Annotated in this window: 16 protein-coding genes; 5 read left to right on the top strand and 11 right to left on the bottom strand. The window is 33.3% G+C overall.

The window, feature by feature from the left end; genetic code table 11:
* Positions 1-186: 186 nt before the first annotated feature.
* Both OD803_RS14365 and lnu(I) read right to left on the bottom strand, forming a co-directional pair.
* Positions 187-711, bottom strand: a complete 525-nt coding sequence (locus OD803_RS14365; RefSeq protein WP_262734044.1) for a DUF4468 domain-containing protein — start codon at positions 709-711, stop codon at positions 187-189.
* A gap of 164 nt (positions 712-875) precedes the next feature.
* Positions 876-1,646 carry a lincosamide nucleotidyltransferase Lnu(I) gene (gene lnu(I), locus OD803_RS14360; protein ID WP_442899867.1) on the bottom strand — a complete coding sequence of 257 codons (771 nt, stop codon included), beginning with the start codon at positions 1,644-1,646 and terminating at the stop codon, positions 876-878.
* A gap of 250 nt (positions 1,647-1,896) precedes the next feature.
* Here lnu(I) and OD803_RS14355 point away from each other — a divergent pair, with 250 nt between their 5' ends.
* Positions 1,897-2,730: a tyrosine-type recombinase/integrase gene (locus OD803_RS14355; protein ID WP_134201307.1), complete on the top strand. Its 834-nt coding sequence runs from the start codon at positions 1,897-1,899 to the stop codon at positions 2,728-2,730.
* Positions 2,731-2,781: 51 nt separating this feature from the next.
* On the opposite strand, the gene OD803_RS14350 is transcribed toward OD803_RS14355, so the two are convergent.
* From OD803_RS14350 to gcvT, 4 genes are all read right to left on the bottom strand, one after another.
* Positions 2,782-3,528, bottom strand: a complete 747-nt coding sequence (locus tag OD803_RS14350; protein ID WP_129761865.1) for a YebC/PmpR family DNA-binding transcriptional regulator — start codon at positions 3,526-3,528, stop codon at positions 2,782-2,784.
* Positions 3,529-3,590: 62 nt separating this feature from the next.
* Positions 3,591-3,881 (bottom strand): 4a-hydroxytetrahydrobiopterin dehydratase, encoded by a 291-nt coding sequence (locus OD803_RS14345; RefSeq protein ID WP_129761864.1) that lies wholly within the window; start codon positions 3,879-3,881, stop codon positions 3,591-3,593.
* A 210-nt stretch (positions 3,882-4,091) separates the two neighbouring features.
* The gene (locus OD803_RS14340) at positions 4,092-4,940 is read right to left on the bottom strand and encodes a sugar nucleotide-binding protein (protein WP_262734042.1); all 849 of its coding nucleotides are present in this window, start codon (positions 4,938-4,940) and stop codon (positions 4,092-4,094) included.
* Between the two features lie 22 nt (positions 4,941-4,962).
* On the bottom strand, positions 4,963-6,045 hold the full coding sequence (gcvT, locus tag OD803_RS14335) for a glycine cleavage system aminomethyltransferase GcvT (protein WP_262734040.1): 1,083 nt from the start codon (positions 6,043-6,045) through the stop codon (positions 4,963-4,965).
* 302 nt (positions 6,046-6,347) lie between these two features.
* Here gcvT and OD803_RS14330 point away from each other — a divergent pair, with 302 nt between their 5' ends.
* On the top strand, positions 6,348-7,826 hold the full coding sequence (locus OD803_RS14330) for an aminopeptidase P N-terminal domain-containing protein (RefSeq protein ID WP_262734039.1): 1,479 nt from the start codon (positions 6,348-6,350) through the stop codon (positions 7,824-7,826).
* Here the strand turns inward: OD803_RS14330 and OD803_RS14325 are convergent.
* The 4 genes from OD803_RS14325 to thrA form a co-directional block, all read right to left on the bottom strand.
* The gene (locus tag OD803_RS14325; RefSeq protein WP_262734038.1) at positions 7,823-8,089 is read right to left on the bottom strand and encodes a DUF202 domain-containing protein; all 267 of its coding nucleotides are present in this window, start codon (positions 8,087-8,089) and stop codon (positions 7,823-7,825) included. The two genes, OD803_RS14330 and OD803_RS14325, sit on opposite strands and share 4 nt — an antisense overlap.
* A gap of 115 nt (positions 8,090-8,204) precedes the next feature.
* On the bottom strand, positions 8,205-9,494 hold the full coding sequence (gene thrC, locus OD803_RS14320; protein ID WP_262734036.1) for a threonine synthase: 1,290 nt from the start codon (positions 9,492-9,494) through the stop codon (positions 8,205-8,207).
* Positions 9,491-10,414, bottom strand: coding sequence for a homoserine kinase (locus OD803_RS14315; RefSeq protein ID WP_262734034.1), 924 nt, complete (start codon positions 10,412-10,414; stop codon positions 9,491-9,493). The genes thrC and OD803_RS14315 overlap by 4 nt, the downstream gene beginning before the upstream one ends.
* Before the next feature lies 1 nt (position 10,415).
* Positions 10,416-12,857, bottom strand: a complete 2,442-nt coding sequence (thrA, locus tag OD803_RS14310; RefSeq protein WP_262734032.1) for a bifunctional aspartate kinase/homoserine dehydrogenase I — start codon at positions 12,855-12,857, stop codon at positions 10,416-10,418.
* A 278-nt stretch (positions 12,858-13,135) separates the two neighbouring features.
* Here thrA and OD803_RS14305 point away from each other — a divergent pair, with 278 nt between their 5' ends.
* Positions 13,136-14,692, top strand: coding sequence for an NAD(P)H-hydrate dehydratase (locus OD803_RS14305; protein ID WP_262734030.1), 1,557 nt, complete (start codon positions 13,136-13,138; stop codon positions 14,690-14,692).
* Positions 14,693-14,740: 48 nt separating this feature from the next.
* Here the strand turns inward: OD803_RS14305 and OD803_RS14300 are convergent, their stop codons facing one another.
* Entirely contained in the window at positions 14,741-16,099 is a 1,359-nt protein-coding gene (locus tag OD803_RS14300) for a TlpA family protein disulfide reductase (protein WP_262734028.1), read from the bottom strand.
* 126 nt (positions 16,100-16,225) lie between these two features.
* Between OD803_RS14300 and hutH the strand changes: the two genes are divergently transcribed.
* Together hutH and OD803_RS14290 are read left to right on the top strand one after the other, a co-directional pair.
* A complete protein-coding gene (gene hutH, locus OD803_RS14295; protein ID WP_262734026.1) occupies positions 16,226-17,737 on the top strand; it encodes a histidine ammonia-lyase in 1,512 nt (503 codons plus the stop codon).
* 397 nt (positions 17,738-18,134) lie between these two features.
* Positions 18,135-19,744, top strand: a 1,610-nt coding sequence (locus tag OD803_RS14290) for an HYR-like domain-containing protein (protein WP_262734025.1), incomplete at its 3' end; no start/stop codon positions are given.

The raw sequence follows: 19,744 nt of genomic DNA, 5'->3' as shown, positions 1-19,744 counted from the left end.
TTGTAAATATAGCAGCAGTAAATTTCTAAAAAAAACTTGTTTTTTACCTTGGAATACGTATAACCGTCAGTTACGGGTTAAATTAGCGATTATTTTAGGTTTATCACAGGCGTTAGCAATTCCGAGTGGATTCGGACGTAGTCGAATCCGCCGTAATTGCGGTTATACATTGTTGTGTACAGTTTTTTACCAATCATCTTTTTCCTTTTTTCCGACAATGTAGTTTTTCAAACTTTGATTTAGTCCGTTTAAATATGCTTCAATTCTTTGTGGTGATTCTCCAAAATTTTTCACTAATTTTTTATCAGTCTTAAAATTCGGAATGTTTTTGTAGTCAGTTCCGCTATCAGTTGTAGAGAGTGAAATTAAGTGAAACTTATATCTATTGTCTTTAAAGGCTATTTCAATAACGTAATCCAGCGCAAAGCTCATTTTCTTAACTAAAAGAAGGTCAGACGCAACGCCATTAATTCGCACTTTTTCGTCTTTAATTTCCATTTTAAGTACTTTATCAGGGTTTTTGTATGTTTCTTTAACCCAATTAATGGTTTTGTTATAGATTTCACTTGTTTTTTCCCCTTCGACTAATGTTACAACATAGTCATTGATGCCTTTTTCTCCATATTCAAACGTTTCTGGATGTTCTGTTTGTCCAAATGTTAATGTTATAAATGTTAAGCATAAAAGTATTGTAGTGATTATTTTATTCATAAAGTTTATTTTTTCAAATTGTACACAACGGTCAAGTATAAGCGTAGTGCGGGATTTCGGAGCAATTCACTGTCCGCCCACCACAAAGTTTCTTAGGAGCAAAAATGCTCAAATTTAGCAGTTCAGCCCGCATTACGCTTATACAATGTTGGCGGTAGTTTTTTTTATTCAATTCTCCTTAATACCCCCTTTAATTTTGCTTCAACTCCAAGATTATCAAAAAGTTTTTCAGTCAATGTTAATGTCTTCTTGAAAGCTGTTTTAATATCTGTCGGATCTAATTCTGATGTTGTCTCCTGAAATAACGAATACCAATCTGGGTCTATGTCTTTTTCCAAGCTTTTTGTTGGACTTTCCCAATGTTTGGTTTGGTATGTTTCAATTCTTATTAACCAAAGTAAATATTTTTGAACATTTGATAAGCTTTGGTAAGCGTGAGCAAATTCCTGTCGTTTAATTAAGTTGCTTGTTGTAAGTAAAACATTCAACAATGATTGGCTCAACCACAGGATATTTTCATTTGTTGTTCGATCAGGTACTTTAGTTTTTATTTCTTTGAGCGTGTTAGTCAATAAATCTCCTTTATCTACTAAAATCATCTTGTCAAAGTCGCTAAACTCTACCAAACCGTCCCACGATTTGATAACTTCCATTTGGTCGTTTGTCAAAAAATGAAACTCCCCCCTTATCATATTTTCAAAAATGGCAACTTCACTTCCATACTCGTTGGTAAAATATAATGCCAAAGGATGAATTTGGCTTACCCAATTTTCAGCGGAAAAATTTTCTTTATCCTTCAAGAAGATGTAGAATTCAATATCTGAATATTTGTCCCCTTCATTTTTGGTAAATGACCCGTACATAAATACGGCAGAAATATTTTTATCATTTTGAGCTATTGACTTTGTTTTGTCAATCATTTGTAACTGTGTCATTTTCTAATTTTTTAATATTAACAATCGCCCTTTATACTTTGCGTATTAAAGGATATTTCAATTCTTATTCTATCTTACAGTTACTTATAGCTTCATTTTCTTGAATGTTTTTCGTTGTTAATTGTTTCTTCAAATTACCGCCAACGTTAGTATATACACAAATATAAAAAAAAGTACTGTTATTCAATTAAATATAAATGGTTATCTACACCTTTTAGTATATTTGTGTATAACTATTTAAATTAAGGTTATGTCGTACCTTGTAAAGTTTCAAACTATTTTAGAATTAAAACGCTATAGTGATAATACAATTAAGGTGTATATTAATTTTATGAAAAAGTTTAAGGAAACTTTAAATGTCCAAGATGAAAAACTTGAGCTCTTAAGCGATATTGATGTCATAAATACTATTGTAAGAATGGTTAAGGTGTCTGTATATAGCATGTCTTCGCAAAAACAACTAATAGGTGCGGTTGGTTTGTTTTATAAGGAGCTGTGTGGTAGAACTATTGATTTTTCAAGTATTTATCCTACTAGACGAGAGCACTATTTGCCGCATATTTTATCCAAAGAAGAGGTTAAGGATATTTTGCAGAGTGTTGACAATATGAAACACAAAGCTGTTTTGGCAACTATTTATGGTTTGGGACTTAGGGTGAGTGAGGTTATCGATTTGAAAATTGAAAATATTGACAGCAAAAGAATGATTGTTCATATACAAAATGCCAAGGGAAAAAAGGATAGAGTAGTTATGCTGCCTGTTAAACTACTTAAATTATTGCGCGTTTATTTTGTAGAGTTCCATCCAAAGGTTTACTTATTTGAAGGACAAAATAAAGGAAAGTATAGTGCATCTAGTATACGGAAAATATTTAAAAATGCCTTGGCTAAGGCACAAGTAAAAAAACCAGCTACTGTACATACTTTAAGACATACCTTTGCTACTCATTTGCTTGAAAATGGAACTGATGTAAGGATTATACAAAAGTTGTTGGGCCATAACAACATTAATACTACATTACAGTACACACAAGTGGCTCAAACTACTATTGAAAGTGTAAAAAGTCCTTTGGATTTATTGTAATAAAAAAGAGGAGTTGAACTCCTCTTTTTTAATGCTTTTTATTAACTACTTTTACTCAGCAGTTTCTTCCATAGTGTGATATACGTTTTGTACATCGTCATCTTCTTCAAGTTTTTCTAAAAGTTTTTCAACATCTTCAGCTTGTTCTGCAGTAATTGCTTTGGTAACTTGTGGTATACGCTCAAACCCAGAAGATAAAATTTCAATGTTATTGGTTTCTAAATAGGCTTGTATTTTTCCAAAACTTTCAAATGGAGCATAAATCATTACACTGGTTTGCTCGTTTCCATCAGCATCTTGGTCAGTGTCTTCAAATACTTCTTCTACACCAAAATCAATGAGTTCCAATTCTAGTTCTTCAAGATCTATTCCGTCACTTTTTACTTTAAAGTTACAGGTATGGTCAAACATAAACACTACCGAACCTGATGTGCCTAAACTACCATCGCATTTATTAAAATAGCTTCTTACGTTTGCTACTGTTCGTGTATTATTATCAGTTGCAGTTTCAACCAAAATAGCAATACCATGTGGTGCATAGCCTTCAAATAATACTTCTTTATAATCGCCTTGGTTTTTATCGGACGCACGTTTTATAGCACGTTCAATATTATCTTTAGGCATGTTTACCGATTTGGCATTTTGTATTACTGCTCTTAACCTGGAGTTACTGTCTGGATCAGGACCACCTTCTTTAACAGCCATTACAATATCTTTTCCAATACGTGTAAAGGCTTTACTCATTGCAGACCAACGTTTCATTTTTCGCGCTTTACGAAATTCAAAAGCTCTTCCCATAAATTGTTACTTAATTTAAAATTTTGACCAAATGTAATAAAAATGTAGCGTTGTAAAAACAACTATTCTTGAACTTCTACAATTGTTTCGATAGCTTCGGCTAGTTTAAAATCTTTTTCAGTAACGCCATTGGCACTATGTGTTGAAAGCGAAATGGTAAGTATGTTGTACACATTGGTCCAGTTTGGATGATGATTTTGTGCTTCGCATTCAAAAGCTATTCGGCTCATGGCACTAAAACAGTCTTTAAAATTATCGAATTCAAACTCTACATGAATAGCGTTTTCGTAATATTCCCAGTCAGGGAAACGCAATAGTTTTTTTTCTATAGCATCTTGGGTAAGGAGTGTCATAAAAGTTAAATAATTTGGTTACCCTTAAAGGTAATAAATTATTGGTTAATTAACCTGAATAATATGAGTCACTTCGAGTAAAATTCTGCAAGAATTTTGTATCGAGAAGTGTGTTTTTGATAGAAATTTTATTGTTTTCGATACAAATTCCACTCATTTTAATAGTAAAATTTACTCTAACTGACGAAAATTTTTTATCCGTTATTCACGTTAACTATTGTGTTGTTTTTCCAACTCTTGCAAAACCTGTGAGCTAGATATTTGTAAGTGCTTTGGTAGCAAATTGTATTTAGGTAATACCGCTAAGTATCTATCTTCGTTAGTGGTAAAAACATGCTTGTAGTTAACACGCTTTTGGGTGTGAAGTTTTACAATGTCTTTTATGAATTCATCATGATGCACCAAATCATTACTTCCTAAATGAAAGATGCCATATTTATTACGGTTGATAATATAATGTACTTGCTGAGTAATTTTACTATCAGTAGTCACATTCATGATAACATTAGGGAAAATTTCTACTGAAGTCCCTTCTAAAATGTGCTGTTGAATTTCCTTTATTCTAGGACATTGTACGCCTAATACTATTGGAAGTCTTAGGATTACTACTTGTTGCTTTGGAAGTCGCAAGAGCATGTTTTCAACTTTAATTTTAAAGTGTCCGTAAATACTGTTACTAAAGGTTTTATCGAGCTCATAACTTGGAAATTTGCTATAAGCATCAAATGCATTTGCTGAAGAAATGAATATGATTTTACAGTTTTTGTTAGTTTGAAGATACTCAGCAATGTGTTTGTGCGCTGTTACTTGTGCATGAAAATCGCCTCTAAGTGCTGAAACAATAATGGTGGGTTTTACAGCTTCAATAATTTCAACAACATCGTCTTCTTCAACATCATACTGAAAAAAATGTTGGTTCTTTTCAAACTCACGTTTAGCAGTTCGGTAGGTACCAAATGTTCTAAAATAGGCGCAAAGTTCTTTATAGATAGCGTTACCTAAAAAACCACTTGCGCCTAAAATTAATACTTTATGTTTGCTGCTTTTGTCTATCTTCATTCAATCCCTCATTTCTTACATGCTAACCTTTATAAAACGGAAGTTTTACAACTGTTGCAGGAACAGCATTTTTTCTAATTTGAATATTAATTTTACTACCAGCATCTGCAAATACAGTTGGTACATATCCTAATCCAATACCTTTATTTAATGAAGGTGACATAGTCCCAGATGTTACATTGCCTATTATTTTTCCTTGAGAATCTACAATGTCGTACCCTTGACGCGGAATTCCTCTTTCGTCTAGCTCAAAAGCGACTAGTTTACGTTCAGCTCCACGACGCTTTTGGTCTTCTAAAGCTTCAGAGTTTGTGAAAGTCTTAGAGAATTTTGTAATCCAGCCTAAACCAGCTTCAATAGGAGAGGTTGTATCGTCTATATCATTTCCATAAAGGCAATAACCCATTTCTAGACGTAGCGTATCTCTTGCTGCTAAACCAATTGGCTTAATGCCATAATCTGCTCCAGCTTCAAACACTTTGTCCCAAATTTGTTTAACTTCACTGTTTTTACAGTAGATTTCAAATCCACCACTTCCTGTATATCCTGTTGCTGAAATAATAACATGCTCAATACCTGCAAAATCACCAACTACAAAATTGTAAAATTTAATGTCTGACAAATCATGACTAGATAAGGATTGCATAGCTTCAACAGCTTTTGGTCCTTGAATGGCTAATAACGAATAATCTTCGCTTAAATCACGTAGTTCTGCACCTACATCATTTTTAGATTGTAACCAGTTCCAGTCTTTTTCAATATTGCTCGCATTTACTACCAATAAATACGTGTCTTCCTTAATACGATAGATAATTAAATCATCAACAATACCACCATCATCATTAGGCATGCAGCTGTATTGCGCTTTTCCAACAGTAAGTTTTGAAGCATCATTGCTACATGTTTTTTGAATAAGCTCAAGCGCATGAGGTCCTTCAATTAAAAATTCTCCCATATGGCTCACATCAAAAACACCAACACCATTTCTTACGGTTTCATGCTCAATGTTTACACCTTCATATTGTACTGGCATATTGTATCCTGCAAAAGGAACCATTTTTGCTCCAAGAGCTTGATGTGTTGCTGTTAAGGCGGTATCTTTCATTTTAAAAATCTTTGGTTAGTAAATAAATTATTAGAAAAACAACAGCTAAAACCAAAATAACTGAAACTATTGCTTTTTTTGGATTTTTACTATTGGGTAGTATTTCAACACTATCACCTAAAAACTCGATTATTAGTAGTAAAAATTCCTTCATCTATTCGCAAAAGTATATAAAATTATCTGTTTATTTAAACGCCTTAACACTTAAAAAGTTTTACAAAAAAATGTTAATGTAAAGCGATAATTATATTAGCAATACATTATTATTTATTTTTAATTTTAAAGACTAATTAAATAAACTCATGAGAATTTTATTTTCCGTATGTATAATGTTGTTCACCTTAACTGTAACAGCACAAAAAGGGTTGCCTGAAGATTTTTTAAGTTCAGAATTTCATAAAAATAGAAGAGAAGCTTTACGAGGAAAAATGCCAGAGAATAGTGTGGCAGTTTTCTTTTCAAATCCTGTTAGAAACAGAGCTAACGATGTGGATTATGTATATCATCAGGATCCTAATTTTTACTATCTCACAGGTTACAAAGAGCCTCATGCAGTTTTAGTGATATTCTCAAAGTATCAAACCAATTCCGAAGGAAAACGCTACAACGAAATACTATATGTTCAAGAGCGTAATGCTAGAGCAGAACAATGGACAGGTTACAGGCTAGGAGTAGAAGGCGCAAAAGAGCAGTTAGGGTTTGAAATGGCTTTTAATGGAAAGGAGTTTTTAGAGTCAGGAATTGATTTTACTAGTTTTGATTCGGTGTTATATTTTGATTTTAAAGATGACTATAGAGATTCTAAACGAAACACAGCAGATTTGTACAGTTTAATACAGTCGTTTAAACAGCAAATTCATGTGCTAGAAGCTTTTGATATTGATAACAAGAAAGATCAAATCGAAGAGGAGCAAGACACGCAAGTAGTGCAATCTAAAGTAAAAACAGATACACGAACACTAGGAAGATTAATGGCAGGATTGCGAGAAGTTAAAACTGACGAAGAAATGGTGTTGTTAAAGAAAGCTGTGCGAATTTCGGCAATGGGACAACGGGAGGTTATGAAAGCAATGCATCCTAATATGTCTGAGACTGAAGTACAAGGTGTGCATGAATATGTGTATAAAAAGTATGGTAGCGAATATGAAGGTTACCCTAGTATTGTTGGTGCTGGTCATAACGGTTGTGTACTGCATTATATTGAAAACAATAAAACGAAACTCGGTAATGATTTAGTGCTTATGGATCTTGGTGCAGAGTATCATGGTTATACAGCAGATGTTACCAGAACCATACCTGCAAACGGTAAGTTTTCGAAAGAACAAAAACAAATTTACGATTTGGTGTACGAAGCTCAAGAAGCTGGAATTAATGCTACTATAGTAGGAAATTCAACAAGAGATACTGATGCTGCTTCTAGAGAGATAATTAATAAAGGTTTGGTGAAATTAGGTATCGTTAAAACTGAAGCTGATGCTAGACAGTATTTTCCGCATGGAACTTCACATCATATTGGGCTTGATGTACATGACACCAATTTAAGAGGTGCTTTTGTGCCAAATATGGTGATTACTGTAGAACCAGGTATTTATATTCCTGAAGGTAGTGATTGCGATGAAAAATGGTGGGGAATTGCTGTTCGTATTGAAGATGACATTTTAATTACTGAAAATGGACCAATAAACTTATCAGCTGAAGCTCCAAGAAAATCTGATGAAATTGAAGCTTTGATGAAAGAAGAAAGTGTATTATCTGGTTTACAATTGCCTAAACTAGATTAAGCTTTGTAAAAGTATTTTTTTAGTTTCCGCTTTACATAAAAGAATCGTAATGCTCCTATGAGTAATAACACAGGAGCAATAATCAACAAAGAATATCCAATAGGAGTAATTTCTTGTAAAATGCTAAGCTTTAATATAGCAACACCAGAGCTCACAAAAACGACAAAGGTTCTAAAATAGGCTAAAAATGTACGTTCATTTGCTAATCTAGTGCGTTCAAGAGCAAGTGTATCAGTTGTTTTTAGTGTAAGCTGTTCTTTCATGATTTAAAGATAGCATTATTTACTCGATAATCGAGATTTAAATCCACCAAGGCTTGCCTAGAAATCAAAACTGCTTTTCATTCATGCTTCCTGTGCTTGCTGAGACAGTTAACTTTTACAATAAAAACGTCTTTAAATCTTCGTAAGTTGAAATTTCTACTGAACGTTTTTTCTTTTTCATCACTTTTAAGATTTGCTCAGGTAAATCTATATTTTCCTTTATAGTATCTTCTACAACATCTAAAAACTTAGTAGGATGAGCAGTTTCTAAAAACACACAGTGGTCATTTGGGTTGTTTTTTAAATGCGATTTACATGCTAAATATCCAACTGCTCCATGAGGATCTGCAATGTAATTATACTCATTGTATAACTCTTCAATAGCTTTAATAGTTTCTTCATCAGTAAAACTATAACCGCTTAATTGCTTTGTTAAGGTTTCAAAATCGTTATTATGTAATTCCTGAATACGTACAAAATTACTTGGGTCACCAACATCCATAGCGTTGCTTATGGTTTGTACTGAAGGTTTTGGTTCGTACTGTTGCGTTTGCAAATAATTATATACAATGGCATTAGCATTGTTTGCAGCAATAAAATGTTTAACAGGTAAGCCTAAACGTTGTGCCATCATACCAGCACAAATATTTCCGAAGTTACCACTTGGTACTGAAAACACAATATTGTCATAACTCTTGTGAAGTTGTTTGTAAGCAAACATAAAGTAAAATAACTGTGGTAACCATCGAGCTACATTAATAGAGTTGGCTGACGTGAGTTGCATTTTACTAGTTAAAGTGTCGTCTAAAAATGCACGTTTTACCATAGCTTGACAATCGTCAAACGTACCATGAACTTCTAATGCTTTAATGTTTTTTTTAAGCGTAGTTAATTGTTTTTCTTGTATATCACTCACTTTTCCGCTAGGATATAAAATCACCACATTTACACCTTCAACACCTAAAAAACCATTAGCTACAGCGCCTCCAGTATCTCCTGATGTCGCTACCAAAACTGTAACTTCGTTGGTGTTATTCTGATTGAAATAACCCAAACATCTAGCCATAAAACGCGCACCAACGTCTTTAAAAGCCATTGTTGGACCATGAAATAATTCTAAAGTTGAAATAGAATCGGTTATTTTTTCAACAGGAAAATCAAACGACAATGTATCTTCTATAATGTCTTTTAAAATTGCTTCAGGAATATCAGGAGTCACAAACTGTTTGATGGCTTCAAAGGCAATTTCAGAATATGAAAGCGAATCAATAGACTTAAAAAAAGAGTCTGGTAAAGGAGTGATGCTCTCTGGAAAGTACAAACCTTTGTCTGGAGCTAGCCCTTTAATTACTGCATCCTTAAAAGTAGTGTTTGGTGCTTTTTTATTTAGTGAAAAGTAGTTCATGATAGTGTTTTTATTCCGTTAGGGTTAATTTTTGAAACGTAAACTTTAAAATCTATTGTTGTGTTTTTATACACATTTTCAAAGGCTTCGGCAACTTGGTTTGCTGTTGTTTCTCCTTTGCTTAAAGCAAAAATTGAAGGTCCAGAACCAGAAATACCAACACCTAATGCACCAGATTGCATTGCAGAAGCTTTGGCAACATCAAACTGTGGTATAAGCTGTTTTCTGTGAGGCTCTACAATAACATCTTGCAATGAACGACTGATTAAATCATAGTCTGAAGTATGCAGTCCATGAACCAAACTACCAACATTTGCCCATTGTGTAATTCCGTCTTTAAATTGAATGTGTTTAGGTAAAATAGCCCTTGCTTCAGAAGTTTTTACCTCAATTTGAGGATGCACAATGGTCGCATATAAATTAGTAGGAGTAGGGAGTTCTAAAATTTCTAGAGGCTCTAAACTTTTTACCAAGGTAAATCCTCCAAATAATCCTGGAGCAATATTATCAGCATGTTCATTGCCACTAGCTACAGCTTCACCTTTCATGGCAAATGCTGTTAATTGCGTTTTATTGAAAGGTTTTCCTAGTAATTCATTTATAGCATACACAACTCCAGAAGCACTTGCTGAACTGCTACCAACACCACTTCCTGGTTTGATATGTTTGTAAATTTCAACATCGAAACCAAAGTTTACATTGGCAGCTTCTAAAATAGCTAAACCAGCAACACCAGCAACGTTTTTTTTGGTCTCTAGCGGTAAGTCATAACCTTCAATTTTGCTAATGGTTATACCTTTTGTACTTGTCTTTTTAATTACCATTTCATCACCAACACTGTCGAGACAAAACCCAAGAACATCAAATCCACAGGATACGTTAGCAACAGTTGCTGGTGAAAATATCTTTATTGAATCCATATTAGTCATTTCCAATTCTTATAATATCAGCAAATAAACCAGAGGCTGTTACATCTGCTCCAGCTCCAGCTCCTTTGATAATCATTGGTTGCTCTTTGTAACGTTGGGTGTAAAACATCACAATATTATCTTTTCCTTCTAGGTTGTAAAATGGATGACCTTGCGGAATTTCCTTTAAACCAACTTTGGCTTTACCTTCATTAAATTCGGCTACATATTTCAATTTTGAACCTTTTTCATTGGCTTGCGCAAATAGCTTTTGAAAATGTGCTTCGTCATCAATTAAAGTCTTGTAAAAGTCATCAACAGAATTGCTTTCTAAATTGGCTTTCGTTAAAAAAGAATCGTTTGTAATGTCTTCCAGTTCCATAACGGTTCCGCTTTCTCTGGCTAAAATCAATATTTTTCTTGCAACATCAACACCACTTAAGTCAATTCTAGGATCAGGTTCGGTATAACCTTCAGCTTGTGCTTGTTTTACCACATCGTGAAACTTGGTTGTATCATTAAAATTATTAAAAACGAAGTTTAAACTTCCTGATAATACTGCTTGAATAGATGTGACTTTATCACCAGAAGCGATAAGATTATTGAGTGTGTCAATAACAGGTAAACCTGCACCAACATTAGTTTCAAACAAAAATGGCGCATTGTATTTTCTTGATAGATATTTAAGCTGATTATATTTGTCAAAAGTATCAGAACAGGCTATTTTATTACATGCTACAACAGCAATACTTTCTTTTAAATAGTTAGCGTATAAATTTGCAACATCTTTGTTTGCGGTAACATCTACAAAAATGCTGTTGCGTAAATTCAATGCTTTTGCAGTTTTGAAAAAGCCTTCTAAAGAGGCTGTTTCACCAGTGCTTAAAACCGCTTTCCAGTTTTTAAGGGAAATACCGTCTTCGTCAAATACCATTTGTCTAGAGTTTGATAATCCAATAACTCTTAAATTGATTTTCAAATTGTCTTTAAGGTATTTTTTCTGTTGTTTGATCTGCTCCACCAAACGTTCTCCTACATTACCAACTCCTGTTATAAATACATTAAGTTGTTTGGTTTTTACTTCAAAAAATACTTCGTGTAATGTATTCAATGCTTTTTTAACATCATGCTCAGAAATTACTGCAGAGATGTTTTTTTCTGAAGCACCTTGTGCTATCGCTCTAACGTTGATGTTGTTTTTACCTAAAGTACTGAACATTTTGCCACTAATACCTTGATGACTTTTCATATTATCACCAATAAGTGCAACTATAGAAAGGTCAGTTTCAATAACAATTGGGTTGATTTTATGCTGAGTGATTTCGTACTCAAAAGCTTGGTCAATCTTTTCTTTAGCTTGATTAGCATCAGCTTTATTTACACCAAAACAAATAGAATGTTCTGATGACGCTTGCGTAATAAAAACCACGTTTATTTTATGATTAGCCAACACTTCAAACAAGCGTTTTGAAAACCCAGGAATACCTACCATTCCGCTGCCTTCAAGTGTTAATAATGAGATGTCGTTAATATTACTAATTCCTCTAACAGTAAGATTATTAGTTTGTTCATGGGCAATGTATGTGCCATCAGCATCAGGTTCCATTGTATTTTTAATCACTATTGGGATGTTTTTATCCAATACTGGTTGAACAGTTGGAGGATAAAGTACTTTTGCACCAAAATGGGAAAGCTCCATAGCCTCTTGGTACGACAGCTTTTTGATAGGGTAGGCTTGCTTTACAAGTTTAGGGTTTGCAGTATACATACCACTTACATCAGTCCATATTTCTAAAGTATCAACTTCTAAAGCTGAAGCAACCAAAGCAGCAGTAAAATCGGAGCCTCCACGACCCAAGGTTGTGATTTCACCTTGTTGAGATTTTGACACAAAACCAGGAAGTATTGTTGCACTTTGTGTTGCGTTACTAAAATACTCCTGAATATTCTTATAAGTTGTATTATAATTAACTTCGGCTTTAGTGAAGTTATCGTTAGTTATAATCAGCTCTTGTGTGTTTTTTCTAACAACATCAATACCTTTTGATTTCATGGTTTCAGTGATGATGTAAGATGACAATAATTCTCCAAAACTTACTAGTTTATCAGACGTTTTTGGTGACAATTCATTTATCAAATAAATACCATCCAATAAGCTTTTTAGGTTATCTAATTTAGTGTTTAGTTTATCTGAAACCGCTTTGTCAACATTTGGAATTAATCTAGATAATATATTTAAATGAATATCTTTAATAGTTTTATATTCAGATAAATAACTTTCATCTTTTGTTTGAGCTAAGTGACCAGCTTTTAGTAATTTATCAGTTATTCCACCAACAGCTGATACAACACAAATTACAGGTTGACTTTTTTTATAGTCTTCTAATATTTGAATAACCTTTGTTATATTTTCAACAGAACCTACAGAAGTTCCTCCAAATTTTAATACGTGCATTTTATAATGACTTTAGTAAAAATAATATTGTTTATTTGTTGTGTTTAAAAAAACACATTGGACCGGAGAGAATATATTAATAGCAACCCAAACGGGTTGTAATAATAGATGTGAACACAGAAGTGCCAGCAACAAAAATTGTTGATGATATAAAGTTGGTATTTAATACTGTCTTAGTGTTCATATACCTTTCAAATGTATTATTTTTACTCTAATAAAAAAACTAATTGATTCTTTTTACGGAATTAACAAAAAACATAAAGACTTTTTAACAAATAATGAAAATATTATCCAAAGAACAGATATACGAAGGAGATAAACTAACAGCACAACGTCAAAACATATCCTCAACCGAGTTGATGGAGCGTGCTGGAACCCAAATTTTTAACTGGATACACATGCGTATGCAAGGAGCTCCTGTTCCTATTCATGTATTTTGTGGTATAGGAAATAATGGTGGAGATGGTTTGGTATTGGCAAGACATTTAATAAATCATGGTTACAATGTTTATACTTATGTTGTAAACTATAGTGATAAGCGTTCAAAAGACTTTTTGATTAATTATGATAGAATAAAACAAACCACTAAAGAGTGGCCTACATTATTAACTTCTGAAAAAGACTTTCCATCAATAACTCCAGAAGCTATTATAGTTGATGCTGTTTTTGGTATTGGTTTAAACAGACCAATTGATGACTGGGTTAAACACTTGTTTAAGCATTTTAGAGCGTCAAAAGCGTTTACCTTGTCTATAGACATTCCGTCAGGATTACTTACAGACAAAGTTCCTGAAAATGAAAATGATGTGGTTTGGGCTGGTTTTACCTTGAGTTTTCAAACACCAAAATTGGTTTTCTTCTTACCGCAAACTTCAAAATATACAGTACAATGGGAAGTATTAGATATAGGTATTGATTTAGAATACATTTATAATTTAAATACAGAAACTGAGCTTATAGGTAAACAAGAAGTTTTACCACTTTATCAACCTAGAGAAAAATTTTCTCATAAGGGAAGTTTTGGTCATGCTTTGATTATTGGTGGAAGTTATGGTAAAATTGGTGCTGTAACTTTGGCAAGTAGAGCTGCCTTGTCTTCAGGTGTTGGTTTAGTAACAGCTTTTGTACCTAAATGCGGTTATGTGCCATTACAGTCTTCATTTCCTGAAGCTATGGTGATTAATGATAAAGAGGAAGAATTTATTTCTGATATCTCTTTTGAAATTGAGCCAACAGCAATTGGAATAGGAGTAGGCATAGGTACACATGATAAAACTATTACTGCTTTTGAAACATTTTTAAAGGCAAATACAAAACCTTTGGTTATTGATGCTGATGGATTAAACATACTTTCAAAGAAGAAAGCTTTGTTGAAATTACTGCCAGAGCAAACCGTTTTAACACCACACCCAAAAGAATTAGAAAGACTTGTAGGAACTTGGAAAGACGATTTTGACAAACTAGAAAAAACCAAAGCATTCTCTAAAAAGTACAACGTAATTGTAATCATAAAAGGAGCAAATACAATAACCGTTTTTCAGGATAAATACTATGTAAATACTACTGGAAATCCAGGGTTAGCTACAGCAGGAACAGGAGATGTGCTTACAGGTGTTATTACAGGATTAATAACTCAAGGTTATCAACCGTTGGTTGCTTCTATTTTTGGAGTGTATTTACATGGTAAATCGGCTGATATTATTCTTCAGGATTATGGCTATCAAAGCTTAATTGCAAGTCATGTTATTGAAGGTTTAGGTGAAGCTTATATTGATTTGTTTAAGCAGCCTGAACAACCACAACAAGCAGAAAATAAAGAAGACCAAAACGCATAAAAAAAAAGCCACTGTTATAGTGGCTTTTTTCATTTTATACAATAAGTATTAAATACTTAATTCTTCAAATAACTCAACTAGTTTAGGACTAGATGGTCTTGGAGCATCTGCACTTACAATGTTGCCATCAGGATCAACTAGAATAAATCTTGGAATTCCTTCAATTGCATAATCTTGTACGAATTGAGATTTCCAATCGTTATCAGCAAATAACTGAATACCGCCTAACTCTTTTTCTTTAACCATTTCAACCCAAGCATCATGGTCTTTCGCAACGTCAATTGATGTGCTCACAAATTCAATATTTTTACCATGAAATTGTGCTTCAACTTCTTTTAAGAAAGGGATTTCGCGTTTGCAAGGTCCACACCATGTAGCCCAAACGTCAATGTATACATACTTTCCTTTTAAGTCAGATAAAGATGTCGTACCTCCTTTATGGTTTTCATATTTAGTAAATTCTGGAGAAGGGTTTCCTTTTGCTAATAGCTTAACTTTGTTGTACTTTTCTGTAAGCTTATCTTTAAACTCTTGATCATCAGATAATGAAGAAACTCCATTGTAGTAAGCTTCAAGATTTTCGTTACCAGGAGAAACTTCATAAGCTAACATTTTAGCAAGGTCTTTTTTAATTGAAGGAGCGTTTAAAGCGCTTAGCTCTTTAAAAGTAGCTTCAACATTTTCACCACTATTTAATTTAGTGCTATAGTGGTTTTGAACCATAGCTTTGTATGCTGCTATGTTGTTATAATCTTCTTCATTAGTAAAGTCTATACCTTCTAATGGTTTCATAAAGTCGTCAGAAGCTTTGAAACCTTCTTTCTTAGCAAAATACTCGTGGTATGTTGGGTATCTTTGTATGTTAGATAAATGATCGTACTTCAGGTTTTTAGTTTCCATAGCAATAAAATCTTCATCTAACACTCCAGAGTTTTTAAGTAATTCAGTTTTAGAAGTATTGAACTCATTGATTTTGTTTAAAAATTCTTCTTCTTCTAAAGCATATAATTCTGGTGTTCCTATTTCGCCTGATAGTTTTTCGTCATGTAATGATTTACTTGCTAAGTAGTTATTGACTTCGGCACCAACACCTGTATAGGCTATCGTTTCATCAAATTCTTTAGTGTTTAGTGTTAGATTTAAATCATAACCAGGAGCTAAATAAACGTTAGAGATTTCTTTACCATCATTAAACATATATACACCTGTATCTACACGTAATGTGTCGGCAAAAGTTCCATCTTCAGCAACGGCAATAGTTTTAGTGAAATCTCCACTACGCACAATTAGTTTGTCGCTATTCTTGTTTTCAATTTTTCCAGAAAACAGAGCATAGTCAACTTTAGGTTCTTCATTACAAGCCATAAGCAAAGTAGCAGAACTTAATAAAATTAGTGTTTTTTTCATGGGAGTTTGTTTTAGTTTACTCAAAAATAACAGAATATAGCTACAATTCATGATATTTTATTAATTATTAACATTAGTTGCATAATATTTAAGGAATGTTGAATTTTGAGGCACTAAAATTTCATTATGGACTCCATTCATTATATATCTTCTGATATTTTACAATTATCAGATATTAATGATATAATACAATTACATAAAAAGATTGAACTCTCTAAAGAAGCAATCGATAAAATTTCTAAATGCAGAACCTACTTAAATGATAGAATGTCTTTACAAGACGAACCTATTTATGGTATTAATACAGGATTTGGTTCTCTATATAATGTAAAAATTTCTAAAGATAAGTTAACGCAGTTACAAGAAAACCTTGTGATGTCTCATGCTTGTGGTATTGGAGAACAAGTACCAAATGAAGTTGTAAAACTTATGCTCTTTTTGAAAATTCAATCTTTAAGTTACGGTTTTAGTGGTGTGCAATTGGAAACTGTAAACCGATTGGTAGACTTTTATAATAATGATATTTTACCAATAGTATATACTCAAGGCTCGTTAGGAGCTTCGGGCGATTTAGCACCTTTAGCACATTTGGCATTGCCTTTACTTGGAAAAGGTGAGGTTTATTATAAAGGTAGCATAGTAGCTTCTGAAAAAGTGCTTTCAGATTTTAATTGGAAACCAATTCAATTACAGTCAAAAGAAGGTTTAGCGCTTTTAAATGGTACACAATTTATGAGCGCTTATGGAATACATGTCCTTATTAAATCTTATAAAATTTCATATTTAGCCGATTTAATAGGTAGTATCTCAATTGACGCTTTTGATGGTAGAATAGAGCCATTTAGCGAATTGGTTCATTTAATAAGACCTCATAATGGACAGTTAAAAACTGCTGAGAGAGTTAGAGAATTTCTTGAGGATAGTGAACTGATAAAACAAAAGAAGCAACATGTACAAGATCCATATTCATTTAGGTGCATACCGCAAGTTCATGGTGCAACTAAAGATGCATTGGAGTACGTGCATAAAGTATTTAAGACTGAAATAAACTCAGTAACAGATAACCCAAATATTTTTATTGGTGAAGATCAAATTATATCAGGAGGAAATTTTCATGGTCAACCACTAGCATTAGCTTTTGATAACCTAAAAATAGCAATGTCAGAGTTAGGAAATATCTCAGAGCGAAGAACATTTCAACTTGTATCTGGTTTAAGAGGTTTACCAACATTTTTAGTTGACAATCCTGGATTAAATTCTGGTTTTATGATTCCACAATATACAGCAGCTAGTATTGTTAGTGCAAACAAGCAATTAGCAACACCAGCTAGTATTGATAGTATAGTTTCTAGTAATGGTCAAGAAGATCATGTAAGTATGGGAGCTAATGCAGCAACTCAAGCATATAGGCTAGTTGATAACGTTGAAAGGATTTTGGCAATTGAACTTTTCAACGCTTCACAAGCACTGTTTTTTAGAAAACCTAAAAAATCATCTAGCTTAATTGAGGCATTCCTAAAAGTCTATAGAAAGGAAGTGGATTTTGTTGATCATGATCAAATTTTTCATGAAATGATAAAAAAGTCTGTGCATTTTATCGATGATTTTTGCATTGAAAATGAACTGCTTTTCGATTAACTGCAAAAAAGAAATGTTTAACTGTTTATTTGTTAAAAAAAAACAAATTTTATTTGTGAGTCACTATTATAAAATATACTTTTGAAAGTAAATAGATGGTATTTCATATCGTTTATTTAGCGTAATAAAAGCCCTTTTTACAAGAAAATTTTTACGCATCTTACCTAAAATTGTTTAATAGCAGAACAATTGATTATTAGCACATTTATTGATTTTTTGAATGTTTACATTCAAGGAAAAGTTACTCTGTATTTCATTTATGCAATACTGAATAGCTTAATCATTTAGGTCCCAAACCTAACATTTTAAGTATTAACCTCCATCTATGTTATGTTGGCAATTTTGCCAAGAAATAAATGTATAGATAATTTTAATTTTAATACCAAATGTTATGTTTATGAGCAATTTTACCCGTAGTAGAGGTTCAGCTATAAAATGGCGACCTACTACAAATTTATGGTGTTGTAGCATTGACTTTTTTACTAGGCATTTTAAGAGCATGAAGGCTTTGGCTTTTATCATGCTTTTTGTGTTTAGTTCAGGCTCAATGTTAGGGCAATCTAACGAACTAATGGAGCGAAGTACATACTTAAATAGATGTATGGATGAAGCTCCTGTAGGACCAACCGCTGCAGAAGTAGGTGGAATGTACGTCGAAATATGTGACGGAATTACGCCAACTGTAACTAAATCTTCAGCTTGGGTTCAACCGTCAACAGACTGTGATTGGGAAATCATCCACACTTATGATATTGTTTGTGGAGATTTTGAAGAGCAGTTTAAAATTCACTACACAGGAGGAGATCAAACAGCTCCAACTTTAAATGAAGATGCTGTTATTCCTTCAGGTGGATCAGACTTAAACGTTTGTTTTGACGAAATTCCAGAAGGACCATCTGAGTCAGATATTAGAGATCTTTTTTCTGATAACTGTGGAGATGTAATTGTTGTAAAGTCTGGAGAGCCAACAGGTAGTGATTGTGCTTGGAGTGTAACTTATAAGTACGAAATCACTGATGAATGTGGAAATACTGCTAGCCCTATTGATATTTCATATAGTGGAGGCGACACAGAAGACCCTGTGTTAGTTGGAGTTCCTGAAGATGAAACTGTAAGTTGTATTGATGAAATTCCGGATGCTCCACAAGTAACTGCTACAGATAATTGTGCAGACAACTTGGTAGTAACATTAGAGGAAGACGATTCAAACCTTGGAACTTTTTGTGATGGTGGAATATTAGTTAGAACTTGGACAGTAACAGATGAGTGTGATCATACTGTAAGTATGTCTCAAACAATAACTGTTGAGCCAACACCTGAAACATATTTCTTAAACACTCCTGATAACATAAGTATAAGTTGTGATGAGGCTGGTAGTTACCAACCTTCAAGTTTAGCTTATACAAATGGTGTTGACTCAGGAGCTTGTGCTATAAATGGTGAAGTTGCAGGAGAATTAAGTGGAAACTATACAGAGTGTGGTGGATACCTTAAAGTAACTTGGTCATATACAGATGAATGTGAAAGAGAGATTACCTATGTTCAAGATATCACTGTTGAGCCTGCACCAATGGCAGCTTTTGAGTCAGTATCAGATGAAGAAATTACTTGTGATGAAGCGGCATCTTATGAAGCAGGATACTTAGCTTATACTAATGATGCTGAGACTGAAGCATGCTTAATAGCAGGAGAAGTTGCAGGAGAATTAAGTGGAAGCTATACAGAATGTGGTGGAGAGCTAATGGTAACTTGGACGTTTATGGACGATTGCCAAAGAGAAATTACAGCTACAAAAACAATAACAGTATTACCAGCACCAGTTGCAGAATTTGCACCAGTAGAGGACGAAGAAATCACTTGTGATGAAGCGGCAACTTATTCAGCTGGATTTTTAACATATAACAATGGAGCAGAAACAGACGCTTGCTACATTTCAGGAAAAGTAAAAGGAGTAATTACAGGAAGCTACACAGAATGTGGTGGAGAGTTAATAGCAACTTGGACATA

Origin of the sequence: Gaetbulibacter sp. NE (assembly GCF_025548475.1) — a bacterium.
Classification (GTDB): Bacteria; Bacteroidota; Bacteroidia; order Flavobacteriales; family Flavobacteriaceae; genus Gaetbulibacter_B; species Gaetbulibacter_B jejuensis.
This window is presented reverse-complemented; position numbering and strand designations above follow the sequence as displayed.